19 protein-coding genes are annotated in these 22,855 nt (G+C 73.7%); 9 read left to right on the top strand and 10 right to left on the bottom strand.

Going from position 1 to position 22,855, the window contains the following annotated elements:
* Positions 1-37 precede the first annotated feature (37 nt).
* The 3 genes from rfbB to TNCT1_RS27460 are packed head-to-tail and all read left to right on the top strand — an operon-like array spanning position 38 to position 2,672.
* Positions 38-1,009: a dTDP-glucose 4,6-dehydratase gene (gene rfbB, locus TNCT1_RS27470; protein ID WP_143637589.1), complete on the top strand. Its 972-nt coding sequence runs from the start codon at positions 38-40 to the stop codon at positions 1,007-1,009.
* On the top strand, positions 1,006-1,872 hold the full coding sequence (gene rfbD / locus TNCT1_RS27465) for a dTDP-4-dehydrorhamnose reductase (protein WP_143637186.1): 867 nt from the start codon (positions 1,006-1,008) through the stop codon (positions 1,870-1,872). The genes rfbB and rfbD overlap by 4 nt, the downstream gene beginning before the upstream one ends.
* Positions 1,869-2,672: a class I SAM-dependent methyltransferase gene (locus TNCT1_RS27460; RefSeq protein WP_143637182.1), complete on the top strand. Its 804-nt coding sequence runs from the start codon at positions 1,869-1,871 to the stop codon at positions 2,670-2,672. Before rfbD ends, TNCT1_RS27460 begins: the two co-directional genes overlap by 4 nt.
* Here the strand turns inward: TNCT1_RS27460 and rfbC are convergent.
* The 5 genes from rfbC to TNCT1_RS27435 all read right to left on the bottom strand — a co-directional run bounded on the left by rfbC (position 2,662) and on the right by TNCT1_RS27435 (position 7,756).
* Complete coding sequence (gene rfbC, locus TNCT1_RS27455) at positions 2,662-3,267, bottom strand: dTDP-4-dehydrorhamnose 3,5-epimerase (RefSeq protein ID WP_143637179.1); 606 nt, start codon at positions 3,265-3,267, stop codon at positions 2,662-2,664. The two genes, TNCT1_RS27460 and rfbC, sit on opposite strands and share 11 nt — an antisense overlap.
* A 4-nt stretch (positions 3,268-3,271) precedes the next feature.
* Positions 3,272-5,209 carry a glycosyltransferase family A protein gene (locus tag TNCT1_RS27450; protein ID WP_143637177.1) on the bottom strand — a complete coding sequence of 646 codons (1,938 nt, stop codon included), beginning with the start codon at positions 5,207-5,209 and terminating at the stop codon, positions 3,272-3,274.
* Between the two features lie 122 nt (positions 5,210-5,331).
* A complete protein-coding gene (locus tag TNCT1_RS27445; RefSeq protein WP_143637174.1) occupies positions 5,332-5,916 on the bottom strand; it encodes a hydrolase in 585 nt (194 codons plus the stop codon).
* 8 nt (positions 5,917-5,924) lie between these two features.
* Positions 5,925-7,322 carry an MFS transporter gene (locus TNCT1_RS27440; RefSeq protein ID WP_143637170.1) on the bottom strand — a complete coding sequence of 466 codons (1,398 nt, stop codon included), beginning with the start codon at positions 7,320-7,322 and terminating at the stop codon, positions 5,925-5,927.
* Positions 7,319-7,756, bottom strand: a complete 438-nt coding sequence (locus TNCT1_RS27435; protein WP_143637165.1) for a MarR family winged helix-turn-helix transcriptional regulator — start codon at positions 7,754-7,756, stop codon at positions 7,319-7,321. Before TNCT1_RS27435 ends, TNCT1_RS27440 begins: the two co-directional genes overlap by 4 nt.
* Before the next feature lie 130 nt (positions 7,757-7,886).
* Here TNCT1_RS27435 and TNCT1_RS27430 point away from each other — a divergent pair, with 130 nt between their 5' ends.
* The 3 genes from TNCT1_RS27430 to TNCT1_RS27420 all read left to right on the top strand — a co-directional run bounded on the left by TNCT1_RS27430 (position 7,887) and on the right by TNCT1_RS27420 (position 12,582).
* A complete protein-coding gene (locus TNCT1_RS27430; protein WP_143637160.1) occupies positions 7,887-10,934 on the top strand; it encodes an FAD-binding and (Fe-S)-binding domain-containing protein in 3,048 nt (1,015 codons plus the stop codon).
* A 133-nt stretch (positions 10,935-11,067) separates the two neighbouring features.
* Positions 11,068-12,078 carry an SDR family oxidoreductase gene (locus TNCT1_RS27425; RefSeq protein WP_143637156.1) on the top strand — a complete coding sequence of 337 codons (1,011 nt, stop codon included), beginning with the start codon at positions 11,068-11,070 and terminating at the stop codon, positions 12,076-12,078.
* Between the two features lie 9 nt (positions 12,079-12,087).
* Positions 12,088-12,582, top strand: a complete 495-nt coding sequence (locus TNCT1_RS27420; protein WP_143637153.1) for a metallophosphoesterase — start codon at positions 12,088-12,090, stop codon at positions 12,580-12,582.
* Positions 12,583-12,659: 77 nt separating this feature from the next.
* On the opposite strand, the gene TNCT1_RS27415 is transcribed toward TNCT1_RS27420, so the two are convergent.
* Complete coding sequence (locus TNCT1_RS27415; RefSeq protein ID WP_143637148.1) at positions 12,660-13,766, bottom strand: XdhC/CoxI family protein; 1,107 nt, start codon at positions 13,764-13,766, stop codon at positions 12,660-12,662.
* 464 nt (positions 13,767-14,230) lie between these two features.
* On the opposite strand from TNCT1_RS27415, the gene TNCT1_RS27410 reads away from it, so the two are divergent.
* Positions 14,231-16,201, top strand: coding sequence for a translation factor GTPase family protein (locus TNCT1_RS27410; protein WP_143637143.1), 1,971 nt, complete (start codon positions 14,231-14,233; stop codon positions 16,199-16,201).
* Positions 16,202-16,275: 74 nt separating this feature from the next.
* Here TNCT1_RS27410 and TNCT1_RS27405 read toward each other — a convergent pair whose 3' ends face one another.
* Positions 16,276-17,538: a YncE family protein gene (locus TNCT1_RS27405; RefSeq protein WP_143637138.1), complete on the bottom strand. Its 1,263-nt coding sequence runs from the start codon at positions 17,536-17,538 to the stop codon at positions 16,276-16,278.
* 138 nt (positions 17,539-17,676) lie between these two features.
* On the opposite strand from TNCT1_RS27405, the gene TNCT1_RS27400 reads away from it, so the two are divergent.
* Both TNCT1_RS27400 and TNCT1_RS27395 read left to right on the top strand, forming a co-directional pair.
* Positions 17,677-18,339: a TetR/AcrR family transcriptional regulator gene (locus TNCT1_RS27400; RefSeq protein WP_143637133.1), complete on the top strand. Its 663-nt coding sequence runs from the start codon at positions 17,677-17,679 to the stop codon at positions 18,337-18,339.
* 123 nt (positions 18,340-18,462) lie between these two features.
* Positions 18,463-19,488, top strand: coding sequence for an alcohol dehydrogenase (locus TNCT1_RS27395; protein ID WP_143637130.1), 1,026 nt, complete (start codon positions 18,463-18,465; stop codon positions 19,486-19,488).
* 480 nt (positions 19,489-19,968) lie between these two features.
* On the opposite strand, the gene TNCT1_RS27390 is transcribed toward TNCT1_RS27395, so the two are convergent.
* From TNCT1_RS27390 to TNCT1_RS27380, 3 genes are all read right to left on the bottom strand, one after another.
* Positions 19,969-21,498: an MFS transporter gene (locus tag TNCT1_RS27390; protein ID WP_143637127.1), complete on the bottom strand. Its 1,530-nt coding sequence runs from the start codon at positions 21,496-21,498 to the stop codon at positions 19,969-19,971.
* Between the two features lie 79 nt (positions 21,499-21,577).
* Positions 21,578-21,913 carry a hypothetical protein gene (locus tag TNCT1_RS27385; protein ID WP_143637124.1) on the bottom strand — a complete coding sequence of 112 codons (336 nt, stop codon included), beginning with the start codon at positions 21,911-21,913 and terminating at the stop codon, positions 21,578-21,580.
* Positions 21,910-22,855 (bottom strand): cbb3-type cytochrome c oxidase subunit I (locus TNCT1_RS27380; RefSeq protein ID WP_174266475.1); only part of this gene is annotated, 946 nt, incomplete at its 5' end. The genes TNCT1_RS27380 and TNCT1_RS27385, both read right to left, overlap by 4 nt.

The raw sequence follows: 22,855 nt of genomic DNA, 5'->3' as shown, positions 1-22,855 counted from the left end.
TCCGGACCGGGCAGTCCGCCATTAGGGTATGGCCAATATGAACCTCCTCGTCACCGGCGCCGCCGGGTTCATCGGCTCCCACTACGTCCGCGGCCTCCTCGCCGACGACTCGCCCGGCGCGCCCAGCGTCACGGTGCTGGACAGGCTCACCTACGCCGGTAACCGCGCCAACCTCCCGAGCGGCCATCCCCGCCTCGACTTCGTGCACGGCGACATATGCGACGCCGCCCTGGTCGACAAGCTCATGGCCGGGGCCGACCAGGTCGTGCACTTCGCCGCCGAGTCGCACGTCGACCGGTCGATCGACGGCGCCGGCGAGTTCGTCCGGACCAACGTGGTGGGCACCCAGACGCTGCTGGACGCGGCGCTGCGACACGGCGTCGGCACCTTCGTGCACGTCTCCACCGACGAGGTCTACGGTTCCATCGAGTCCGGCTCCTGGCCCGAGGAACACCCCCTCGCGCCCAACTCCCCGTACTCCGCCTCCAAGGCCTCCTCCGACCTGCTGGCCCTCGCCCAGCACCGCACCCACGGCCTCGACGTCCGGGTCACCCGCTGCTCCAACAACTACGGCCCGCGCCAGTTCCCGGAGAAGGTGATCCCGCTCTTCGTCACCAACCTCCTCGACGGCCTGGCCGTCCCGCTGTACGGCGACGGACGCAACGTCCGCGACTGGCTGCACGTCGAGGACCACTGCCACGGCATCGAACTCGTCCGCTCCAAGGGCCGCCCCGGCGAGGTCTACAACATCGGCGGCGGCACGGAGCTGAGCAACAAGGAGCTGACCGGACTGCTGCTTGAGGCCTGCGGCGCCGGCTGGGACCGGGTCGAGCGGGTCCCCGACCGCAAGGGCCACGACCTGCGCTACTCGGTCGACTGGAGCAAGGCCCGCGACGAGCTCGGCTACCGCCCCCGCCACGACTTCGCCGCCGGGCTCGCCGCCACGGTCGCCTGGTACCGGGACAACCGCTCCCGGTGGGAGCCGCTCAAGCGGCGGAGCAGCCGATGAGGTGGCTGGTCACCGGCGCGGACGGGATGCTCGGCCAGGACACCGTCCGGGAACTGCGCGAGCGCGGCGAGGACGTCACCGGACTCGGCCGCACGGCCCTCGACATCACCGAACCCGGCTCGGTGCGGCGCGCGTTCGACGACCACGGCCCCGACGTCGTCGTCAACTGCGCCGCGTACACGGCGGTGGACGACGCCGAGACCGACGAGGCGGCAGCCCTGCGCGTGAACGGCGACGGCCCACGGCTGCTCGCCCGCGCCTGCGCCGCCCGCGGCGCGCGGCTGATCCACGTCTCCACCGACTACGTCTTCTCCGGCGAGGCCCGCGACACCCCCTACGCCGAGGACCACCCCCCGGCCCCGCGCACCGCCTACGGCCGCACCAAACTCGCCGGTGAGCGCGCGGTGCTCGCCGAACACCCCGGCGGCGCCGCCGTGTTGCGCACCGCCTGGCTGTACGGCGCCCACGGCCGCAACTTCGTGCGCACCATGCTCGAACTGGAGATCCGCCGCGACACCCTCGACGTCGTGGACGACCAGCGCGGGCAGCCGACCTGGAGCGCCGACGTGGCCGTCCGCGTCGCGGACCTCGGCGCCGCCGGCGCCACCGGCGTCTGGCACGCCACCAGCGCCGGCGAGGCCACCTGGTACGAGCTGGCCCGCGAGGTGTTCCGGCTGGCCGGCGCCGACCCGGACCGGGTGCGCCCCACCGACAGCCGGTCCTTCACCCGGCCCGCGCCCCGGCCCGCCTACAGCGTCCTCGGGCACGCGCGGTGGCGGGAGGCCGGCCTGGAACCGCCGAGGGACTGGCGGTCCGCCCTGTACGAAGCCCTGCCTCACATCCGCAAGGAGATGTCCCAGTGAAACGGCACGAGTTCCTGCGGGAGCTCCACAAGGTCACCGCGAACCGCAACTACCTGGAGATCGGCGTCAACGACGGCCGCAGCCTGACGCTGTCCCGGGTGCCCAGCGTCGCGGTCGACCCGGCGTTCAAGGTGGTCACGGAGATACGCTGCGACGTGCACCTCGCCAAGGCGACGAGCGACGACTTCTTCGCCCGCGACAACCCCCTCGCGCACCTCAGGGGCGGTCGCCACCCGCTGCGCAACCTGGCCCGCAACCGCAGCCCGTTCGGCTACTGGCGGCGCACCACGCTCGACCTGTCGTTCATCGACGGCATGCACCTGTTCGAGTACGCGCTGCGGGACTTCATCAACATCGAGAAGCACTCCGACTGGGCGAGCGTGATCGTCTTCGACGACATGCTGCCGCGCAACGTCGACGAGGCGGCCCGCGACCGGCACACCGACGCCTGGACCGGAGACGTCTACAAGCTCGTCGAGATCCTCGGCCGGCACCGACCCGACCTGGTCACCGTGCTGGTCGACACCGCGCCCACCGGACAGCTCGTGGTCTTCGGCGCCGACCCGTCGAACACCGTGCTCAAGGACAGGTACGACGAGATCGTCGCGGAGTTCGAGGTCCCCGACCCGCAGAAGGTCCCCGAGGCTGTCCTGGAGCGCACCACGGCCGCCAAGCCCGAGGACTTCCTCGGCGCCGGCTTCTGGAAGCCGCTGGCCGCGGCCCGCAACCGGGGCACCAAGCGGGCCCGCGGCTGGGAGCCGCTGCGGCGCGCGCTGGAGCCGTACGCCGTCAGCCGCTGATCCGGCCGCGCAGCCGCTCGTAGTGGGCGGAGCAGTCCGCGTAGGAGGGCAGCAGCCCGGACCGCTTCGCCTCGGCGAGGGTGGGCGCCTGCGCGTCCTTGTCCGACAGCACCGGCTCGATCCCCGCCGGCCAGGCGATCCCCAGAGCGGGGTCGAGCGGGTGCACCCCGTGCTCCCGCCCCGGCGCGTACCCGGCCGAGCACAGGTACACCACGGTGGCGTCGTCGGTCAGCGCCATGAAGGCGTGCCCGAGACCCTCGGCGAGGAACACCGCGTGCCGTGTGTCGTCGTCCAGCCGTACCGCCTCCCACCGCCCGAAGGTGGGGGAGCCGGCCCGGACGTCCACCACCACGTCCAGCACGGCGCCGCGCACACAGGTGACGTACTTGGCCTGCCCGGGCGGTACGTCCGCGAAGTGGACGCCCCGCAGCACACCCCGCCGCGACACCGAGCAGTTGGCCTGGGCGAGGTCCAGGTCGTAGCCGGTCGCCTCGCGGAACTCCGCGCCCCGGTACCACTCGTGGAAGCTGCCCCGGTCGTCCGGGAACACCTTGGGCTCCAGCACCCACGCGTCCGCTATCTCCAACTGCCGCACCGGATCAGGCCTTTCGTGTAGTCGTCGGTCCCAGTACTCGGCCCAGCACCCGCCGGGCCCGGCCGAGCAGCCGCCGCAGCAGCCCACGCGGCGCCACCCGGACCACCCGCACGTCGTCGCGGCCCGCCCTCAGCAGCAGCGGCAGCTTCAGCGCGCGGCCGCCCGGCAGGACGAGCGCCGTGCGCCAGGCCGCGTTGCGCAGCTCGCGCACCGGCACCCGGGCCGAGAGCAGCGCGCGGGCGCCGTCGGCGGGCGTCAGCACGGCCTCCAGGTCGAGCGTGCGGCCGGAGGCGGCGCCGGTCAGCCGCAGGGTGATCGCGGTGCGGTCGGGGACGTACAGCGGCAGCGCGAGGGAGAGCACCTCGCCGTCGGACAGGGCCGCGTCGGCCGGGGTGAGCCGGTTCAGGCCGAGGGACTTCACCGCCCGGGCCACGTCCAGGGAGAGGTTGGCGTGCCCCTTCGTCCGGTACGGCAGCACCACCCGGCCGGCGACGAGCGCGGCGGGCGGCAGCGCGACACCCTGCGCGGGAACGGGTCCGAGCCTGCACTCCTTGGTCCAGCCGCCCAGCGTGAGACGGACGTGGGCGTCCCACAGCCCGTCGGTCAGCGGGCCCCCGCCCACCGCGTCGGCGGGGTCGATGGTGGCCGTGCCGTGCAGCACCAGCCGGCTCCGGCCGTCGGCGGCCGGCACCCGTTCCCGCCCGGTCCGCACCGGCTGGAAGTAGGAGGCGCCGGTCTCCCGGTCGCGCAGGATCAGGTCGGCGGTGGCCTTCGTGAACCCGGCGTCGGCGGCCGCGGTCAGCCGGGACACGGCCTCGGCGAGGTCCGCCGGCGCGTCGTCGGCCGGGGGCCGGGGCCCGCCGGGGCCGACGGCCAGCGGGCCGTCGGCATCGGTGTACTCGGCGGTGAAGCGCACGCGCAGGCTGCCGTCGTGCCACTCGACGCCGGACGGGACGGCCCGGGGCCGGACGCCGGCCTCCCACTCGGCGTAGGCGACCAGGTCGTCGTAGCGGTCGTCCCGGATCAGCGCGGCGACGATCCGCTGGCCCGGCCGCATCCCGGGGGCGACACCGGGGCCGAAGCGCTCCTTGACCACCGCGTGGGTCTCCCGGAACACCTCGCGGCGGTAGTCCTCCGGCATCGCCAGCAGCCGGCGCCCGCTCATCCGGTCCACGATCTCCACCCGCAGCCAGCGGCGCAGCAGCCGGTCGCGCAGCGCGCCGGGCTCGGTGTACCGCTCGACGACGTCCAGGGCCTCGCGGAGGTTCTGGAAGTAGCCGACCGGATCGAACCTCTGGAAACCGGCGTTGGCGGCGTCATCGCGTTTGACGTGGTAGTAGCAGACGTAGTCGCTGAGCACGGAGACGTTGTCCGCGCGCAGGTAGGCCTCGGTGACGAAGACATGGTCCTCGAGGCGCCGCCGGCCCTCGGGGAAGCGCAGTCCGGTGCGCTCCAGGAAGGAGCGCCGGAGCATCTTGTGCGGGGTGAGGCTGTCGATCAGCGGGGCGTTGGCGACCGTGGCGTGCGGGTGGTTGCGGCGGAACAGCTCCACCGGCACCGGGCGGCCCTTGCCGGCCATCTTGCCGACGACGACGTCGGCCTTGTTGGCCACGCCGTACTCGTACATGCGCTCCAAAGCCTCGTCGCCGAGGTGGTCGTCGTTGTCGACGAACATCACGAACTCGCCGCGCGAGGCGTCGATTCCGACGTTGCGGGGCTTGCCCGACCAGCCGGAGTTCTCCTGGTGGACGACGCTGAAGTGCGGGTGCTCGGCGGCGAGCGCGTCCAGTCTCGCCGGGGTGGCGTCGGTGGAGCCGTCGTCGACGAAGACGACCTCGAACTCGTCCGGGGGCAGCGACTGGCGCAGCAGCGAGGCCACGCAGTCCTCGATGTACGGCCCGGGGTTGTAGACGGGTACGACGACGCTGACCTTTACCGGCATCCGGTTTCCAAGCCCCCTTGGTTCGCTTTCCGTTGCCTGGATGGCACGGCGCGTGGCCGAATGTTAACCCGGTGCCCTGCCCGGGCGAACCAAAGCCCGGGCAAGGCATCGTGCCGGAATGATCAGGCGTGGGTCTTGGCCAGCAGCTCCAGGATCTCGGCCGTCGTGCCGCTCTCGCCGAGCCGCGGGAAGATCCGCTCGACGCTGCCCGCGTGCGCCGCGGGGTCGCCGTCGGTCATGGCGTCGGTGGCGAGGGTGACGTGGTAGCCGTGGGCGTAGGCGTCGCGCGCGGTGGACTCGACGCCGATGCTGGTGGCGATGCCGGCCAGCACGATCTGCGTGATGCCGCGGCGGCGGAGCTGGACGTCGAGGTCGGTGCCGTGGAAGGCGCTCCAGTTGTGCTTGGTGACGTGGATGTCGCCGGGGTGGCCGGAGAGTTCGTCGACGACGACGTCCCAGCCCTCGGGGAAGGCGAGGCCGCGCGCCTGGCGCTCGGTCCGGCCGGGGACGGCGTCCGCCCCGTCGGGCGAGAACGACACCCGGACCAGGACCACGGGCAGGCCCCGGTCACGGAAGGCGGCGGCGAGTCCGGCGGCGCGGGAGACGACGTCGGCGGCCGCGTGCGGCCCGGTGGGCATCGCCACGATGCCGTTCTGCAGGTCGATGGCGACGAAGGCGGTGCGGGGGTCGAGTGCGGTGACGGACATGGGGTCGATCAGGCCTTTCCGGAGGTGAGCCGGCCGAGTGAACGGTCGGAGACGGTGGTCGCCAGCAGCAGGGCCGAGCCGGCGAGCATGAACAGGGCCAGGCCGTGCAGGCCGGCGGTGTCGGCGCGGTGCGGGTAGAACGCCGCGGTGGCGGCGGACGCGCCCAGCGCCCCGAGGTACATGAAGGTGCGCAGCAGTCCGGCGGCCGACGCGATGCGTTCGGGATCGGCCTGCCGGTACAGGGCGCTCTGCGCGGCCAGCCCGACGAGGCCCTGCGGGACGCCGAGGAGCGCGCCGACCCCGAGCAGCAGCCACGCCGGGCTGTCCGCGCGGACCAGCAGCAGGGTGGCGGAGCCGGCGATCTGCAGCGCGGAGCCGGTGAGCAGCTTGACGCGCACCGCCTCGCGCCGCCCGGTGAGGGCGGAGACGGCGAGCGCGGTGGCCGACAGCGGCAGCAGGACCAGTCCGGCCTTGGCGGCGCTCAGCCCGCGGCCCTGCTCCAGCCACTGCGTGTAGCCGTACATGAACGCGTAGGACGTGGTGTAGGCGAGGAGCTGGCGCAGATACGTGGCGAGCAGCGGGCCGTTGCCGCCGAGGACGCGGAGGTCGATGAACGGGTCCCGGGAACGCAGCTCGCGCAGCGCGAACGCGGCGGCAGCGGCGGCGGCCAGGAGCGGCAGGTACCAGCGGTCGGTGCGCGGGGCCGTCAGGAACAGCATCAGCGCCACCAGCATGACCGTGAACAGCGCCATGCCGGGCAGGTCGACGCCCCGGCGCCCGCCGCGGGGCGGCGCGGTGCGCGGCAGCCTCCGCACGCCGAGGACCAGACAGGCCGCGGACAGCGGCACGTTGACGGTGAACACCGCACGCCAGCCGCCGAACCCGATCAGCAGCCCGCCGAGCGCGGGCCCCACCACGGCCACGGTCTGGGCGGCGACGGCCAGCGCGGCCAGCACGCCCGCCGGACTGTCCTGCCCGGTGCGCTCGGCCTCGGCGCGGGTCAGCCGCATGGCCGCCGGGTACGCCGCCGAGGTGCCGAACCCGAGCAGCACCCGGGCCGCGATCAGTGCGCCGAGCGAGGGCGCGAGCGCGCCCAGCAGTCCGGCGACGCCGACCAGGGCGGTGCCGGTCAGGTAGAGCCGGCGCGGCCCGTAGGTGTCCACCAGCCGCCCGATCACGGGCTGGCCGACGGCCGTGGCCAGGTAGAGCGCCGAGACCAGCCACACGGTCTCGGCGGGCGGCGCCCCGAACGCGATGCCGATCGGCACCAGCGCCACGGCGATCATGGACGAGTTGACGGGGTTCAGCACCGAGCCGAGCACCATCGGCGCGATCAGCCGGCGGTCGAACCCGGCGGGGGAGGTGCCCGCGGCCCGGCCGGTGCGTGCGGTGAGCCTGGGTATCACGGGCGCGAGAGCCGTTCCAGCAGCTCCAGCGCGGTCAGGACCGTCTGTCGCTCCTCCTCGGAGTAGCGGTCCTGGAAGGCGCGGGCCAGCCACTCCTCGCGCAACTGCTTGTTGCCCTCGACGCGGGCCCGGCCGGCCTCGGTGAGGGTGACGAGCTGACGGCGGCCGTCGTCCGGGTCGGGGGCGCGCCGGACCAGGTCGTGCTGCTCCAGGGCGGCCAGCGTGGTCGCCATCGACTGGGGCCGTACGCCCTCGGCGCCGGCCAGCGCGCTGGCCGTGGCCGCGCCGTGCTTGCCGACCAGGGAGAGCGCCGACTCCTGCGAGGGGGTGAGGTCGGCGTCCTGCGCGACCTCGCGGATCCGGCGCCGCAGCCGGCTGAACACCACGCGCAGGTCGCGCGCGGTGCGCACAGCGGATTCGGAGATGTCGGCCATGCCGTCACCCTAGGACCGCCAGGAGAAACTGTCCAGTCGAAACTGTTCAGTTTTGCCTGTCTAATACTCGGGTACTCGCCCGTCCCGGACAGGGGCAGGACAGGTGCCGAGCCGAGTTCGAGGAGCGCGGATGACCGGGTGGGACATCGCAGGGCTGCGGGCGGCGCTCGCCGCCGAGGTGGACGGCGAGGTCCGCTTCGACGCGGGCAGCCGCGGGGCCTACGTCACGGACGGCTCGAACTACCGGCAGGTCCCGATCGGGGTCGTGGTGCCGCGCACGGTGGAGGCGGGCGCCCGCGCGGTGTCCGTCTGCGCCCGCTTCGACGTGCCCGTCCTCTCCCGGGGCGGCGGCACCAGCCTCGCCGGGCAGACGACCAACACGGCCGTGGTGATCGACTGGACCAAGTACTGCGACGCGCTGCTGTCCGTGGACCCCGGGGCCCGCACCTGCGTGGTCGAGCCCGGCATCGTCCTGGACGAACTCAACCGTCTGCTGTCCCGCCACAAGCTGCAGTTCGGGCCCAAGCCGTCCACCCACAGCCACTGCGCGCTGGGCGGCATGATCGGCAACAACTCCTGCGGCGCCTCCGCCCAGGCCTACGGCAAGACCGTCGACAACGTACGCCGCCTGGAGATCCTCACCTACGACGGACAGCGCGCCTGGGTAGGCCCGACCCCGCCCGGCGAACGCGCCCGGATCGCGGAGCGCGGCGGCCGGCTCGCCGAGATCTACGCCGGCCTGGACCGCATCGCCACCGACTACCTCGCCGACATCCGCCGCGGCTTCCCGAAGATCCCGCGCCGGGTATCCGGCTACAACCTCGACTCCCTGCTCCCGGAGAGCGGCTTCGACGTCGCCAGGGCGCTCGTGGGCAGCGAGGGCACGCTGGTGACGGTGCTGCGCGCCGAACTCGACCTGGTACCGGTGCCGGCGTACCAGTCACTCCTGGTGCTCGGCTACGAGGACATCTGCGCCGCCGCCGACGACGTCTCCCGGCTGCTGGAGCACTGCTCGCCGAGCCAGCTCGAAGCCCTGGACGGGCGGATGGCCCAGCTCATGCGCGAGGAGGGCGCCTACCTCGAGTCCCTCGGCATCCTCCCGCAGGGCGACAGCTGGCTGATGGTGCAGTTCGCCGGCGACAGCCAGGAGGCCGTCGACGAGCAGGCGCACGCCCTGCTGCGGGCCGTCGGCCGGGGCGAGAAGGACCCGGACGTCGCCTTCTCCGACGACCCCGAGCGCGAGCAGCGGATGCTCAGGGCACGCGAAGCCGGGCTCGGCGTCACCGCGCGCCCGCCGGACGACCGCGAGACCTGGGAGGGCTGGGAGGACTCCGCGGTCCCGCCCGAGCGGCTCGGCGACTACCTGCGGGACCTGAAGGCGCTGTTCGAGGAGTTCGGCTACGACCACCCGTCCCTGTACGGGCACTTCGGGCAGGGCTGTGTGCACACCCGCATCCCGTTCGGGCTGAAGACCGCCGACGGCGTCGCCGGGTTCCGCCGTTTCGTGGAGCGCGCCGCCGACCTCGTCGCCTCCTACGGCGGTTCCCTGTCCGGCGAGCACGGCGACGGCCAGTCCCGGGGCGAGCTGCTCACCCGGATGTTCGGCGAGCGGCTGGTGACCGCCTTCGGCGAGATGAAGGCCCTGTTCGACCCGGGCAACCGGATGAACCCGGGGAAGATCGTGGACCCCAACCCGGTCGACGGACAACTGCGCCTCGGCCCGTCCTGGCGTCCCGCCACCCCCGCGACCCACTTCCAGTTCCCGGAGGACGACCACTCCTTCAACCGCGCCGTGATGCGCTGCGTCGGCATCGGCAACTGCCGCGGCCACACCGGAGGCGTGATGTGCCCCTCCTACCGGGCCACCCGGGAGGAGGAGCACTCCACCCGGGGCCGCGCCCGGCTGCTGTTCGAGATGCTCGACGGCCACGCCGACTCGGCGGTCAAGGACGGCTGGCGCTCCACCGAGGTGCGCGACGCGCTGGACCTCTGCCTCGCCTGCAAGGGCTGCAAGTCCGACTGCCCCACCGGTGTCGACATGGCGACGCTCAAGGCCGAGTTCCTCTCCCACCACTACGAGGGCAGGCCACGCCCCGCGGCCCACTACGCGCTGGGCTGGCTGCCCCTGTGGGCCCGGCTGTCCCGCCTCTCGCCGGTCCTGGTCAACACCGTGCTGCACGCGCCCGGCCTGGCCCGCGCCGGCAAGCGGCTGGCCGGCGTCGACGGGGCCCGCCCGGCGCCGGTGTTCGCCCAGCGGTCCTTCGTGCAGTGGTGGCAGGCCCGCGGCGGCGAGGAGCCCGACCCCGCCGACCCGCGCACCGTGGTGCTGTGGCCCGACACCTTCAGCACCTACTTCCACCCCTCGATCGCCATCTCGGCCGTGCGGGTCATGGAGGACGCCGGCTTCCGGGTCGCCGTGCCCACCGAACCCGTGTGCTGCGGCCTGACCTGGATCTCCACCGGTCAACTCACTGTCGCGCAGAAGGTGTTGCGTCGCACCCTCGGCGTGCTGCGGCCCTACCTGGAGGCAGGCACGCCCCTCGTCGGCCTCGAACCCTCCTGCACGGCCGTCTTCCGCGCCGACGCCCCTGAACTGCTCCCCGCCGACAAGGACGTGCAAAGGCTCGCCGGGCAGTTCCGCACCTTCGCCGAGCAACTGGTCCACCACGCGCCCGGCGACTGGCGGCCGCCGGCGCTCGCCCGGCACGCGACCGTGCAGACCCACTGCCACCAGCACGCCATCATGAAGTTCGACGCGGACCGCGAACTCATGCGCCGCGCCCACCTCGACGCCGACGTCCTCGACGAGGGCTGCTGCGGACTGGCCGGCAACTTCGGCTTCGAACGCGGCCACCACGAAGTGTCCATGGCCGTCGCCGAACAGGGCGTCCTGCCCGCTGTCCGCGCCGCCGCCCCGGGCAGCGTCGTCCTCGCCGACGGCTTCAGCTGCCGCACCCAGATCGAGGACGGCGGCACCGGCCGGCGCGCCCTGCACCTCGCCGAGGCCCTGGCCCTCGCCTTGGACGGCAACCTGCCCAGCGACGCGCCCGAACGCCTGGCCCAGCGTCCGCCCGGACCGTCGCGCACCGCGCGCTGGACGGCGACGGCCTCCGCCGCCGCCCTCGCCGCCGCCGCGGCCGGCACGGGCGCCGCGCTACGGCTGCGCCGCCGGACCTGAGGAGGCGGCCCTGAGGAGGCGGCCATGAGGAATCGGCCACGAGCGTCCGGCCGGCCGTCGCGTCCCGGCGACGGGCCCGGCCCAGCCCGGTGACCCGGACAACGCCGCACATCGCCGCGCGAGAGGAGACATCATGCCCCCCACCGTCGTCATCACCGGTGCCAGCGCCGGGATCGGCCGTGCCACCGCCCGCCTGTACGGCGGCCGCGGCGCGAACGTCGTCCTGGTGGCGCGGGGCGAGGGCGGCCTGAGCAACGCGGCCGACGAGGTCGCGGTCCTCGGCGGGCGGCCCCTGGTCCAGCCCGCCGACGTGGCCGACCCCGCCCAGGTCGAGGCCGTGGCGGAGGCCGCGGAGAAGGAGTTCGGCCCGATCGACCTGTGGGTCAACTGCGCCTTCGCGTCCGTGTTCGCGCCGTTCGACGAGATCACCCCCGAGGAGTTCCGGCGCACCACCGAAACGACCTACCTGGGCTTCGTCAACGGCACCCGCACCGCCCTGAAGCGGATGCTGCCGCGCGACCGGGGCACGATCGTGCAGGTCGGCTCGGCGCTCGGGGAGCGGTCCATCCCGCTGCAGTCAGCGTACTGTGGCGCCAAGCACGCCATCAACGGCTTCACGTCCTCCGTCCGCCTGGAACTGCTGCACCGCGGCAGCAACGTGCACATCACCGTCGCGCAGATGCCCGGCGTCAACACGCCCCAGTTCAACTGGGTGCGCTCCCGGCTCGACAAGCACCCCATGCCGGTGCCGCCGATCTACCAGCCGGAGGTCGCCGCCCGGGGTGTGGCGTACGCGGCCGACCACCCGCGCCGCAAGCAGTACTACGTCGGCGCCTCCACCGTGGCCACCCTGTGGGCCAACCGCCTCGCCCCGGCCCTGCTCGACCGGTACCTCGCCCGCACCGGCTTCGGCTCCCAGGAGACCGACAGCGTCCCGCCGACCGGCCTCGACAACCTCTTCGAGCCCGCCGACCGGGCGCCCGAGGACGACCAGGGCGCCCACGGGGCCTTCGACGACAAGGCGCACGGGCGTTCCTGGGAAGAGGCCCTGGCCCGGCACCCGGCCGCCACCGCCCTCGGCGCGGGCGTCGCCGTACTGGGCGCCGTACGCGGCATCCGCCACCTCACCTCACCGCATCCCTAGAGTGGCCGTGTGCGACTGCTCCTGATGTCCGACACCCACCTGCCCAGGCGCGCCAAGCGGCTCCCGGACCCGCTGCTCGCCGAACTCCCGCGCGCCGACGTGGTGTTCCACGCCGGGGACTGGGTCGACACCGCCACCCTCGACCTGCTGGAGGAGCGCAGCCGCCGGCTGGTCGCGGTGTACGGCAACAACGACGGCCCCGAGCTGCGGGCCCGGCTCCCCGAGGTGGCGTACGCCGAACTCGGCGGGCTGCGCTTCGGCGTGGTGCACGAGACCGGGCCCGCGCGGGGCCGCGAGGCCCGCTGCGCGGCCCGCTTCCCGGAGCTGGACGTGCTGGTCTTCGGCCACAGCCACATCCCCTGGGACACCGTCGCCCCCGGCGGACTCCGGCTGCTCAACCCCGGCTCCCCGACCGACCGCCGCCGCCAGCCGCACCACACCTACCTCACCGCGGCCGTCGCCGGAGGCGCCCTCACCGACGTGACCCTGCACCGCCTCACCTAGCGGTTCGCGCATCGCGCCGCTGTGGGGTGCCGGGGACGGTGAACTCGTGGTGCCGCTCCACGCGTTCCTCCTCGCGCTCAGGGGGCGGCGGCCGGATGGATGGCCCCGGCGGTCGAGGTCAGCGGAGCGCCGCTGCCGCCCCAGCGCAGGGCGACGATCTCGGCGGCGACGGACACCGCCACCTCCTCGGGCGTACGGGCCCCGAGATCGAGCCCGAGCGGCGAGCGCAGCCGGGCCAGCTCGGCCTCGGTGATACCGGCCTCGGCCAGCCGTTCACGCCGCTCGTCGTGGGTACGGCGGCTGCCCATCGCCCCGATGTACGCGGCCGGCCGGCGCAGCGCCTCCTCCAGCAGCGGCACGTCGAACTTCGGGTCGTGGGTGAGCACGCAGATCACCGTGCGCCGGTCGGTGCCGGTGGCGGCGAGATAGCGGTGCGGCCAGTCGACGACGACCTCCACGCCGTCCGGGAACCGCTTCGGCGTGGCGAAGACCGGGCGGGCGTCGCAGACGGTGACCCGGTAGCCGAGGAAGGACCCGATCCGCGCCACGGCCGCCGCGTAGTCGATCGCGCCGAAGACCAGCATGCGCGGCGGCGGCGCGAACGACTGCAGGAAAACCGTGACGGAGTCCTCCCGGCGCTCCCCGTGCGGCCCGTAGTGCCGCAGCACCGAGGCGCCGAGGGCGAGTTCACCGCGGGCGTCGGCGGTGACCGCCAGGTCCAGCCCGGCCGCGCCCAGGGTGCCCTCGGCGCCGTCCGGCCAGACCGCGCGGGCGGCCCCGCGCGGGGCGGGCCCGTCGATCACGGTGGCCACGGTCACCGGCTCGCCCGCGGCGACCGACGCCGCGACCCTGCCGAACGCCGGGTCCGAGCCGGGCGTCACCGCCCGCACCAGCAGGGTGATCTCGCCGCCGCAGGTGAGCCCGACGGCGAACGCGTCCGCGTCGCTGTACCCGTAGGTCACCAGCCGCGCCGCGCCGCTCGCCGCGACCTCCTGGGCGAGTTCGAACACCGCACCTTCCACGCAGCCCCCGGACACGCTGCCGAGGACCTCGTCGTCCGGCCCGACGGCCATCGCGGCGCCGGGGCCGCGCGGCGCGCTGCGGCTGACGGCGACGACGGTGGCGAGCCCGAACGGCACCCCCGCCCGGTACCAGCGCTCCAGCGCTGGGAGGATCTCACGCACCTTCCGCTCCCTTCACCCGGGGCCGGCCGCCCGCGGCCCCTCCTCCGGGCGGCCCCGCACCTGTTCCGGGCCGTCCATCCGGGTGATCGGCGCCCACCCCGTTCCGGCGGCGGTCAGCACGACCCGCCCGGTCCGCGCCCGACCGTGCCGGGTCGCGCCGGTATCCGGGCCTGGCGGCCGCGTCCTGTGACGACTCGGCACGCGCCCTCCAGACAGTGCGGGCAGGGGTGACAAGGGTTGAATTCGGTCCAAACGGCGCGACGCAGGTCACTCTAAGGCGGCGGTCGTGACCCGGCGAGCGCTGCGGCGGATGTTTCGTTGAGCATTAATCCATTGCCGTGGCGGGACCGGCCCTGCTGCACTGCACCGGTCGAGTCCCCGGCCGGAACCAGGAGCGATCATGCGCGCACCGTTCATGTCCCCCCAGGAAGGAACATCCCTCTCACCCAAGGACATGACGCTTCGTGCACTCGCTCAACCTAGGGATCCTGGCCCATGTCGACGCCGGTAAGACCAGCCTGACCGAACGGCTGCTGCACGCGGCCGGCGTGACCGACGAGATCGGCAGCGTCGACGCCGGCAGCACCCGCACCGACACCCTCGCGCTGGAACGCCGGCGCGGCATCACCATCAAGTCGGCCGTCGTGTCGTTCCCGCTCGACACGGTGACCGTCAACCTCATCGACACCCCCGGCCACCCCGACTTCATCGCCGAGGTGGAACGGGTGCTCGGCGTGCTGGACGGCGCCGTCCTGGTCGTCTCGGCCGTCGAGGGCGTCCAGGCGCAGACCCGGGTGCTGATGCGGACCCTGCGCCGGCTGCGCATCCCCACCCTCGTCCTCGTCAACAAGATCGACCGGCGCGGCGCCCGCTGCTCCGCCGTGCTCGACGAGATGGCCCGCAGGCTCGCCGTACCGCTGGTCGCCATGGGGACGGCCGCCGCCTCCGGCACCCCCGCCGCCCGCTTCGTCCCGGGCCTCGCCGAGTCGGCGCTCGACGTCCTCGCCGACCACGACGACGCCCTGCTGTCCGCGTACGTCGACGGCCGGGTCACCCGGCGGCGGCTGCGCGCGGCCCTGGCCCGGCAGACCCGGCGGGCCCTGGTCCATCCGGTCTACTTCGGCTCCGCCGTCACGGGGGCCGGGGTGCCGGAGCTGGTCGACGGCATCGAGCGGCTGCTGCCCCCGGCCGGCGGCGACCCGGACGGCCCGCTATCCGGCACCGTGTTCAAGGTCGAGCGGGGACCCGCGGGGGAGAAGATCGCCTACGCCCGTCTCTTCTCCGGCACCCTGCGCGTACGCGACCGCGTCCCCGTCGGCGCCGGCCGCGAGGAGGGCCGGGTCACCGCGCTCACCGTCTTCGACCGGGGCGCCGACACCCGGCAGGACGGCGTCGCGGCGGGCCGCATCGCCCGGGTGTGGGGGCTCGGCGGCGTCCGGATCGGGGACGCGCTCGGCGCGCCCGGACGGGCACAGGAGCACCACTTCGCGCCCCCGACCCTGGAGACCGTCGTCGTGCCGGGCCCCCACGCCGACCGGCGCTCGCTGCACCTCGCGCTCGCCCAGCTCGCCGAGCAGGACCCGCTGATCGGCGCCCGCCACGACGAGGTGCGCGGGGAGACCTCCGTCTCCCTCTACGGCGAGGTGCAGAAGGAGGTGGTCCAGGCCACGCTCGCCGAGGAGTACGGGCTGGACGTCACCTTCCGGGAGACCACCACCCTGTGCGTCGAACGGCTCGTCGGCACCGGCCACGCGGTCGAGTTCAACAAGAAGGACGGCAATCCCTTCCTCGCCACCGTCGGCCTGCGGGCCGACCCCGCCCCGCCCGGCGCGGGCGTCGAGTTCCGGCTGGAGGTCGAGTTGGGCTCCATGCCGTACGCCTTCTTCAAGGCCGTGGAGGACACGGTCCGCGAGACGCTCCGCCAGGGGCTGCGCGGCTGGCAGGTCCCCGACTGCGCGGTCACCCTGACCCACTGCGGCTACTCGCCCCGGCAGAGCCACGCCCACCAGGGCTTCGACAAGAGCATGTCCAGCACCGGGTACGACTTCCGGGGGCTGACCCCGCTGGTCCTGGCCGAGGCGCTGCGCCGGGCGGGCACGGTGGTGCACGAGCCGATGCACCGCTTCCGCCTCACGGCCCCCGCCGACGCCCTGGGCGCCCTGCTGCCGGTGCTGGCCCGGCTGCGCGCCGTACCGGAGGACACCGGGGCGGACGGCGGGGTCTGTGTGCTCCGGGGAGCGGTGCCGGCCGCGCGGGTGCACGAACTGGAGCAGCGGCTGCCCGGGCTGACCCGCGGCGAGGGCGAGCTGGAGACCGCCTTCGACCACTACGCGCCGGTCACCCGCCCTCCGGTGCCCGAACGCCCGCGCACCGACCACAACCCGCTCGACCGGAAGGAGTACCTGCTGCGCACCACGCGCAGGGTGGGCGACTGAGGCCGTCCCGGCGTCCGTCGCAGGAGTAGCACGGCCTCCCCGGGGCGGGGCACCCTGGGGAGGCCGTGCGCCGATCAGCGTCCGGCCGGGCCGGTCCAGCCGTCCTGGACGTGCCCGAGGCGGACGCGCTGCGGATGGTCGCCGACCGGGACCGACGTCACCTTCCGGCCGGTGGCGAAGTCGATCGCGGTGACCTGGTCGGCGCCCGACTCGGAGACCACGCAGTCCTTGCCGTCGCCGCTGACCGTGGCCCAGTACGGCTTGGACGCGGTGACCAGCGGACCCTCCTGGAGGGTGGCCCGGTCGACCACCGTGGCGTAGTCGTCCATCGTGCCCGCCACGCAGAGCTTGGTGCCCGCTGGATTCATCGAAAGACCGTGGTGGCGTGAGTCGTTGACCCAGGTGGTGCGGTCCGCGCTGGTCGCCGGGTTCTTCGGCAGGGTCTTCATCCGGGTGATCCGGTCGGCGGCCACGTCGTACTCCAGGAAGCCGTTGAAGAACGACACCTGGAAGTACAGCTTCGACTCGTCGGGGGAGAACACGGCGGGCCGCACGGCGTCGGAGAAGTCCTTCAGCCCGTACGCGTCCAGCCGCTGGCGCATGTCGATCACCTTGACCTGCTTGAAGGTCGTCGCGTCCACGACCGTGATGTGCCGGTCGCCCTTCGTCCAGTCCCAGACCGGGTCGTCGAGGGCGGTGTTGACGTCGCCGATGGACATGTTCCAGATGTACTTGCCGTCCCTGGTGAAGATGTTCTCGTGCGGCTTGTCGCCGGTCGCGAACGAGCCGAGCTGCCTGCCGGTGTCGATGTCCAGGACGTGCACGGTGTTCGCGGTCGAGGCGGACACCGCGACCCGGGTGCCGTCCGGCGAGACCGCCATGTGGTCGGCCCGGTAACCGGACACGGGGAAGCGCCAGTTGACCTTCCCGGTGGCCAGGTCGATGGAGACGACGTCGGCGAAGCTCGGGCGGGAGACCACGACCGAGCGGCCGTCCGGGGTGGAGTACATGTCGTCGGCGAACTGGTCGTGGCCCTCGCCGACGCTGTTGCGGATGGCCTGGAAGTAGATCCACCGGATCGGGTCCGCGTTGATCTCCGCCATCCGCTGGGCCTTGTCCGGGACGACGTCGACGCGGCCGATCTTCGCGAAGTCGCCGGAGGACTTGATCACATCGGCGGTGCCGTCCCAGTTGTTGCCGACGAACAGCACCTCCCGCAGACCGGCGGCGTCCGAGGCGGAAGCGGTGGCGGCGCAGGCGGCGGACGCCGGGCCGGCGAGGGTCAGCGCGAGGGCGGCGGCCATGGAGCAAAGGTGCCTGGTTCTGGAGGCAGGCATGACTGCTCTCTTTCCTCGGGGAATCTGAACACGGGCGCTTTCACTGTGAACTTACTGAAAAGTAAGGAAGGTTCGGCCTTCTCGACAAGATGTGTGCACGACAAGATTGGGGGAGTGGTGGGACCGGGAGGGGGCAGCGTGACGGGCAGGCTCAGGGCGCCGACGGGCCGATACGGCGGCAGGTCCGCCGAGGAGCGGCAGGCCGAGCGGCGCCGCCGCTTCCTGGACGCCGCGCTGCGGCTCTTCGGTGACGCACCGGGCTACCGGGCGACCACGGTGGCCGCGCTGAGCCAGGCCGCGGGCCTGTCCACCCGCCAGTTCTACGAGGAGTTCCGCACCCTGGAGGACGTCCTCGCCGCCCTGCACCTGGAGGTCAACGCCTGGGCCGAACGGGCCGTGCTGGACGCGCTCGCGGCGGCGGAGGGCCTGCCGCTGGCCGAGCGGGTCGCCGTGCTGTTCCGCGCCTACGCCCGCGACGTCACCTGCGACCCGCGCCGCATCCGCATCGCCTTCGTGGAGATCATCGGCGTCAGCGCCCGGCTGGAGGAGCAGCGGCTCGCCCGCCGGTCCCGCTGGGTCGGCCTGATCCGCGCCGAGGCCGACGCGGCCGTGGCCCGCGGGGAGGCGGCGGCGCGCGACTACCGGCTCGCGGCCACCGCCTTCATCGGCAGCGTGAACGGCCTGCTGCACGACTGGAGCGCCGGCTGGGTGGACGCGACCCTGGACGAGGTCGTCGACGAACTGGTCCGCCAGCTGATGGGCATCCTGCGCCCGGAGGGCTGGCGGGCCGGGCGGGGATGAGCGGGGCGCGGGCCCCGGTCAGCGCCGGTGCGCGGCCCCGGCCCGCGGGCTCGGCGCGCGGCATCCGGCCGCACCTGGTCTGCTGGTGCAGGGGGCCGTCGTAACCGTTCTCCGGAGATGCAGATGAGTACCTACCGAGTCGCGCAGGTGACCGTCCCGGACGGCACGTTCGAACTCGTCGAGCGAGAGGTGCCCAGCCCCGGGCGCGGACAGGTCCTGGTCGCCGTCGAGGCGTGCGGGGTCTGCCACAGTGACGCCCTCTTCGTCAGTGGCGCACTGCCCGGCGTGACGTTCCCCGACGTGCCCGGGCACGAGATCGCCGGGCGGATCGAGGAGCTGGGCGCGGGCACCGAGGACCGCGGGTGGCGGACCGGCGACCGGGTGGCCGTCGGCTGGTTCGGCGGCAGCTGCGGACACTGCGTGCCCTGCCGCGAGGGCGACTTCGTCGTGTGCGAGAACCTGCAGGTCCCGGGGTGGACCTACGACGGAGGCTTTGGCGACAAGGTGCTCGTGCCCGTCGACGCCCTGGCCCGGATCCCCGAGGGGCTCGCGGCGGGCGACGCCGGGCCCATGGCCTGCGCCGGCGTCACCACGTACAACGGGCTGCGGCGCAGCTCCGCCCGGCCGGGCGACCTGGTCGCCGTGCTGGGGCTCGGCGGTCTCGGGCACCTGGGGGTGCAGTACGCGGCCGCCATGGGCTTCGAGATCGTGGGAATCGCGCGGGGCGCGGAGAAGGCCGACTTCGCCAAGCGGCTCGGCGCCCACCACTACGTCGACAGCACCTCCGGCACCCCGGTCGCCGAGGCCCTGCAGTCGCTCGGCGGAGCCAAGGTCGTGCTCGCCACCGCCGGTCACTCCGAGGCCATCACCGCCACCGTGGAGGGTCTGGCGCCCCGCGGCGAGCTGGTGGTCATCGGGGCGGACACCGAGCCGCTCGGCATCAGCCCGGTCCAGTTGCTGATGAGCGGCCGGGTGGTCCGCGGCCACCCCTCCGGCACCGCCAAGGACGTCGAGGACACCATGGCGTTCAGCGCCCTGCACGGCATCCGCCCGATGACCGAGTCCGTACCGCTGGAACAGGCGGACGAGGCCTACCGGAAGATGCTCTCCGGCCGCGCCCGCTTCCGTATGGTGCTCACCCCCGGCTGACATCGTTCCGACGGCCGGGGACGCGCGACATGGCCGGTGTGCCTCGCCGCCGCGGGCTCGGTCCCGCCCTCCCGGCGGCGCGCGTCGGGGCTGTGCGACCGCCGCCGTGCGCTGGCGTGAGGCCCGCGCGAACGCCCCGGTGTGCCCCGCGCGCCGCACGCTCGGCCCCGCCCTCCCGGTGGCGCGACCCGGGGCTGTGCGGCTGCGGCCGTGCGCTGGCGTGAGGCCCGCATGAACGCGCCGGTGCGCCCTGCCGGCGCGGGCTCGGTCCCGCCCTCCCGGCGGCGCGGTTTGTGCGACCGCCGCCGTCCGCTGGCGTGAACTCCGCGCGAACACGCCGGTGGGCCGCGCCGCCGCGGATTCAGCCCCGCTCTCCCGGCGACGCGACCCGGGCGGGCTGTGCGACCGCCGCCGCGCGCGGCGCGAAGCCTGGGCCGGCCCCCGCCGGACGCGGACGGCCCGCTCGGGTCCGCCGCCCGCTCAGGTCTGTCGGGCGTTCACCGGGCTGTTGGCGACCTCGTCCGGGCACTTGCGGCGCGGCCCGCCTATCCGCCGGTCGCGACGCCAGTCGGAGGTGGCGAGGGCGAGGGAGGCCGCCATGCCGACGAGGGCGGCGCCCAGCGCGGCGAAGAGGGCGCCGTGGTAGTCATGGTTCCGGCCGAGCACCAGGTAGAAGAGCCCGGGCAGGGCGGCGGTGCCCACCGCCGCGCCGAGCCGCTGGCCGGTCTGCAGGGCGCCGCCCGCCGCTCCCGCCATGCGCACCGGCACGTCCCGCAGGGTCATGGTGATGTTGGGGGAGACGACGAAGCCGCCGGCGACACCGCCGAGGAACAGCAGCGGGGCGGCGAGCCAGGGACCGCTGTCGGCGGGCCCGTAGCGCAGCAGCAGCGCGGTGCCGCCGAGGCCGAGGATCACGCCCGTGAGACCGCACACGGTGAGCAGCCGGCCGAACCGCTCCACCAGTCGGCCGGCGACCACGGCCGAGATCGCGGAGCCGACGGCGAACGGGGTCACCGCAAGCCCGGAGCGCAGCGGGGTGAAGCCCAGGCCGTGCTGGTAGAAGAGGGCGAAGACCAGCCAGACGCCGCTGAAGCCGATGAAGTACAGCGTGCCGACACCGGCGCCGACCGCGTAGCCGCGCACGGTGGTGAACAGGCGCGGGTCGAGCAGTGGCTGCGTGCCGCGGGCGACCAGGCGCCGCTCCCAGCGCGTGAACACGGCGAGGATGGCGACGCCGACGGGGAACAGCCACCACAGCTGCCCGATGCCGCCCGAGTCGGCCTGCACCAGCGGGTACATGATGCAGAGCACGCCGAGTCCCAGCAGCAGGGTCCCGGGCACGTCCACGTGCCCCCGGCCGGAGCGCCGGGTGCGGGGCAGCAGACGGCGGCCGAGCAGGACCGCGAGGATGCCGATGGGGACGTTGACGTAGAAGATCCACCGCCAGCCCTGGGCGCCGGAGGCGAGCGCGAGGATGACGCCCCCGGTGATCGGTCCGACGGCCGAGGAGATGCCGACGATCGAGCCGAAGAGCCCGAAGGCGCGTCCGCGTTCGGCGCCGCGGAAGAGCTGCTGGATGAGCGCGGAGTTCTGCGGGGCCATGACACCCGCCGCCAGGCCCTGGGCCAGCCGGGCCACCACCAGCAGCGTGATGTCGGGGGCCGCGCCGCAGGCCGCGCTGAAGACCACGAAGCCGCCGAGCGCCAGCAGGAAGATGCGCCGCCGGTCCAGGGCGTCGCCCAGGCGCCCGGCGGTGACCAGGGCGAGGGCGAAGGTGAGGGCGTAACCGGAGACCACCCACTGCACCTGCGCGGCGGAGGCGTGCAGATCGCGCTGGATGGTGGGCAGGGCGACGGCCACGATGGTCACGTCGAGCAGGCTCATGAAGCCGGCCACGAGAGTCACCCACAAGGCCCGCCACCGGCGCGGGTCCGGCTCGTACCCGGCCTCCCGCGTGCCCGGGTCCCGACCGTCCGCCGCCGACACTGTCACAGGCGCCGCTCCTCTCATCCCTCCCGAACCCGGACGAAACAGGTTCCCCACCGGGCGCCCCGCACACATGGCCGGCGCACAGGCCCCCGGACCCGGCCTAGCCGGCCGCCAGCACCAGCAGCCCCGTCGCGGCCACGAGGGCACAGCCGAGGACGCCCCAGGCCGCCAGCCGCAGACGCAGCGACCGGTACCTGCTCTCGTACGCCAGCCGCAGCTCCTCGGCGCGCCGGGCGGTGCGCCGCCACGAGGTGCGGGCCAGCGCCAGGTACTCCGCCTCGAACTGCCGCTCCAGGTCGTCGCGCTGGCTGTCGGTGAGCCAGCCCAGCCGGGCTGCCAGCCGGGCTGCCGCCGCACGGCCCTCCTCGCGCGCGGCGGCCAGCAGCAGATGGCCCTCGATCTCCTGGACGAGCGTCCGGCCGTCGTCGCCGCTCATCGCGCGGTCAGCTCCCGCTCCCGTTCGGCGAAGCCCGGATGGTGCAGGTCGAACGCCGGGGACTCGCTGCGGATCCGCGGCAGGGTGAGGAAGTTGTGCCGCGGCGGCGGGCAGGACGTCGCCCACTCCAGCGAACGGCCGTAGCCCCACGGGTCGTCCACGCCGACGGGCTCGCCGTACTTCGCCGTCTTCCACACGTTGTAGAAGAACGGCAGCATCGACGCGCCGAGCAGGAACGAGAAGACGCTCGACACGGTGTTGAGCGTGGTGAGCCCCTCGACCGCCAGGTAGTCCGGGATCCGGCGCTGCATTCCGTTCACGCCCAGCCAGTGCTGGACCAGGAAGGTGCCGTGGAAGCCGACGAACAGCGTCCAGAAGGTGATCCTGCCCAGGCGCTCGTCCAGCATCCTGCCGGTCATCTTCGGCCACCAGAAGTGGAAGCCCGCGAACATCGCGAAGACGACGGTGCCGAAGATGACGTAGTGGAAGTGGGCGACGACGAAGTAGGTGTCGGAGGTCGGGAAGTCCAGGGGCGGCGAGGCCAGCATGACCCCGGTCAGCCCGCCGAACACGAACGTCACCAGGAAGCCCATGACCCAGAGCATGGGCGTCTCGAAGGAGAGGCTGCCGCGCCACATGGTGCCGATCCAGTTGAAGAACTTCACACCGGTGGGGACCGCGATCAGGAAGGTCATGAAGGAGAAGAACGGCAGCAGCACACCGCCGGTGACGTACATGTGGTGCGCCCACACCGTCACGGACAGACCGGCGATCGCGATGGTCGCCGCGACCAGGCCCATGTAGCCGAACATCGGCTTGCGGGAGAAGACCGGGATGACCTCGGAGATGATGCCGAAGAACGGCAGGGCGATGATGTACACCTCTGGATGGCCGAAGAACCAGAAGAGGTGTTGCCACAGCAGTGCGCCGCCGTTGGTCGCG

Origin of the sequence: Streptomyces sp. 1-11 (genome assembly GCF_007176755.1) — a bacterium.
In the GTDB taxonomy this organism is placed as follows: domain Bacteria; phylum Actinomycetota; class Actinomycetes; order Streptomycetales; family Streptomycetaceae; genus Streptomyces.
This window is presented reverse-complemented; position numbering and strand designations above follow the sequence as displayed.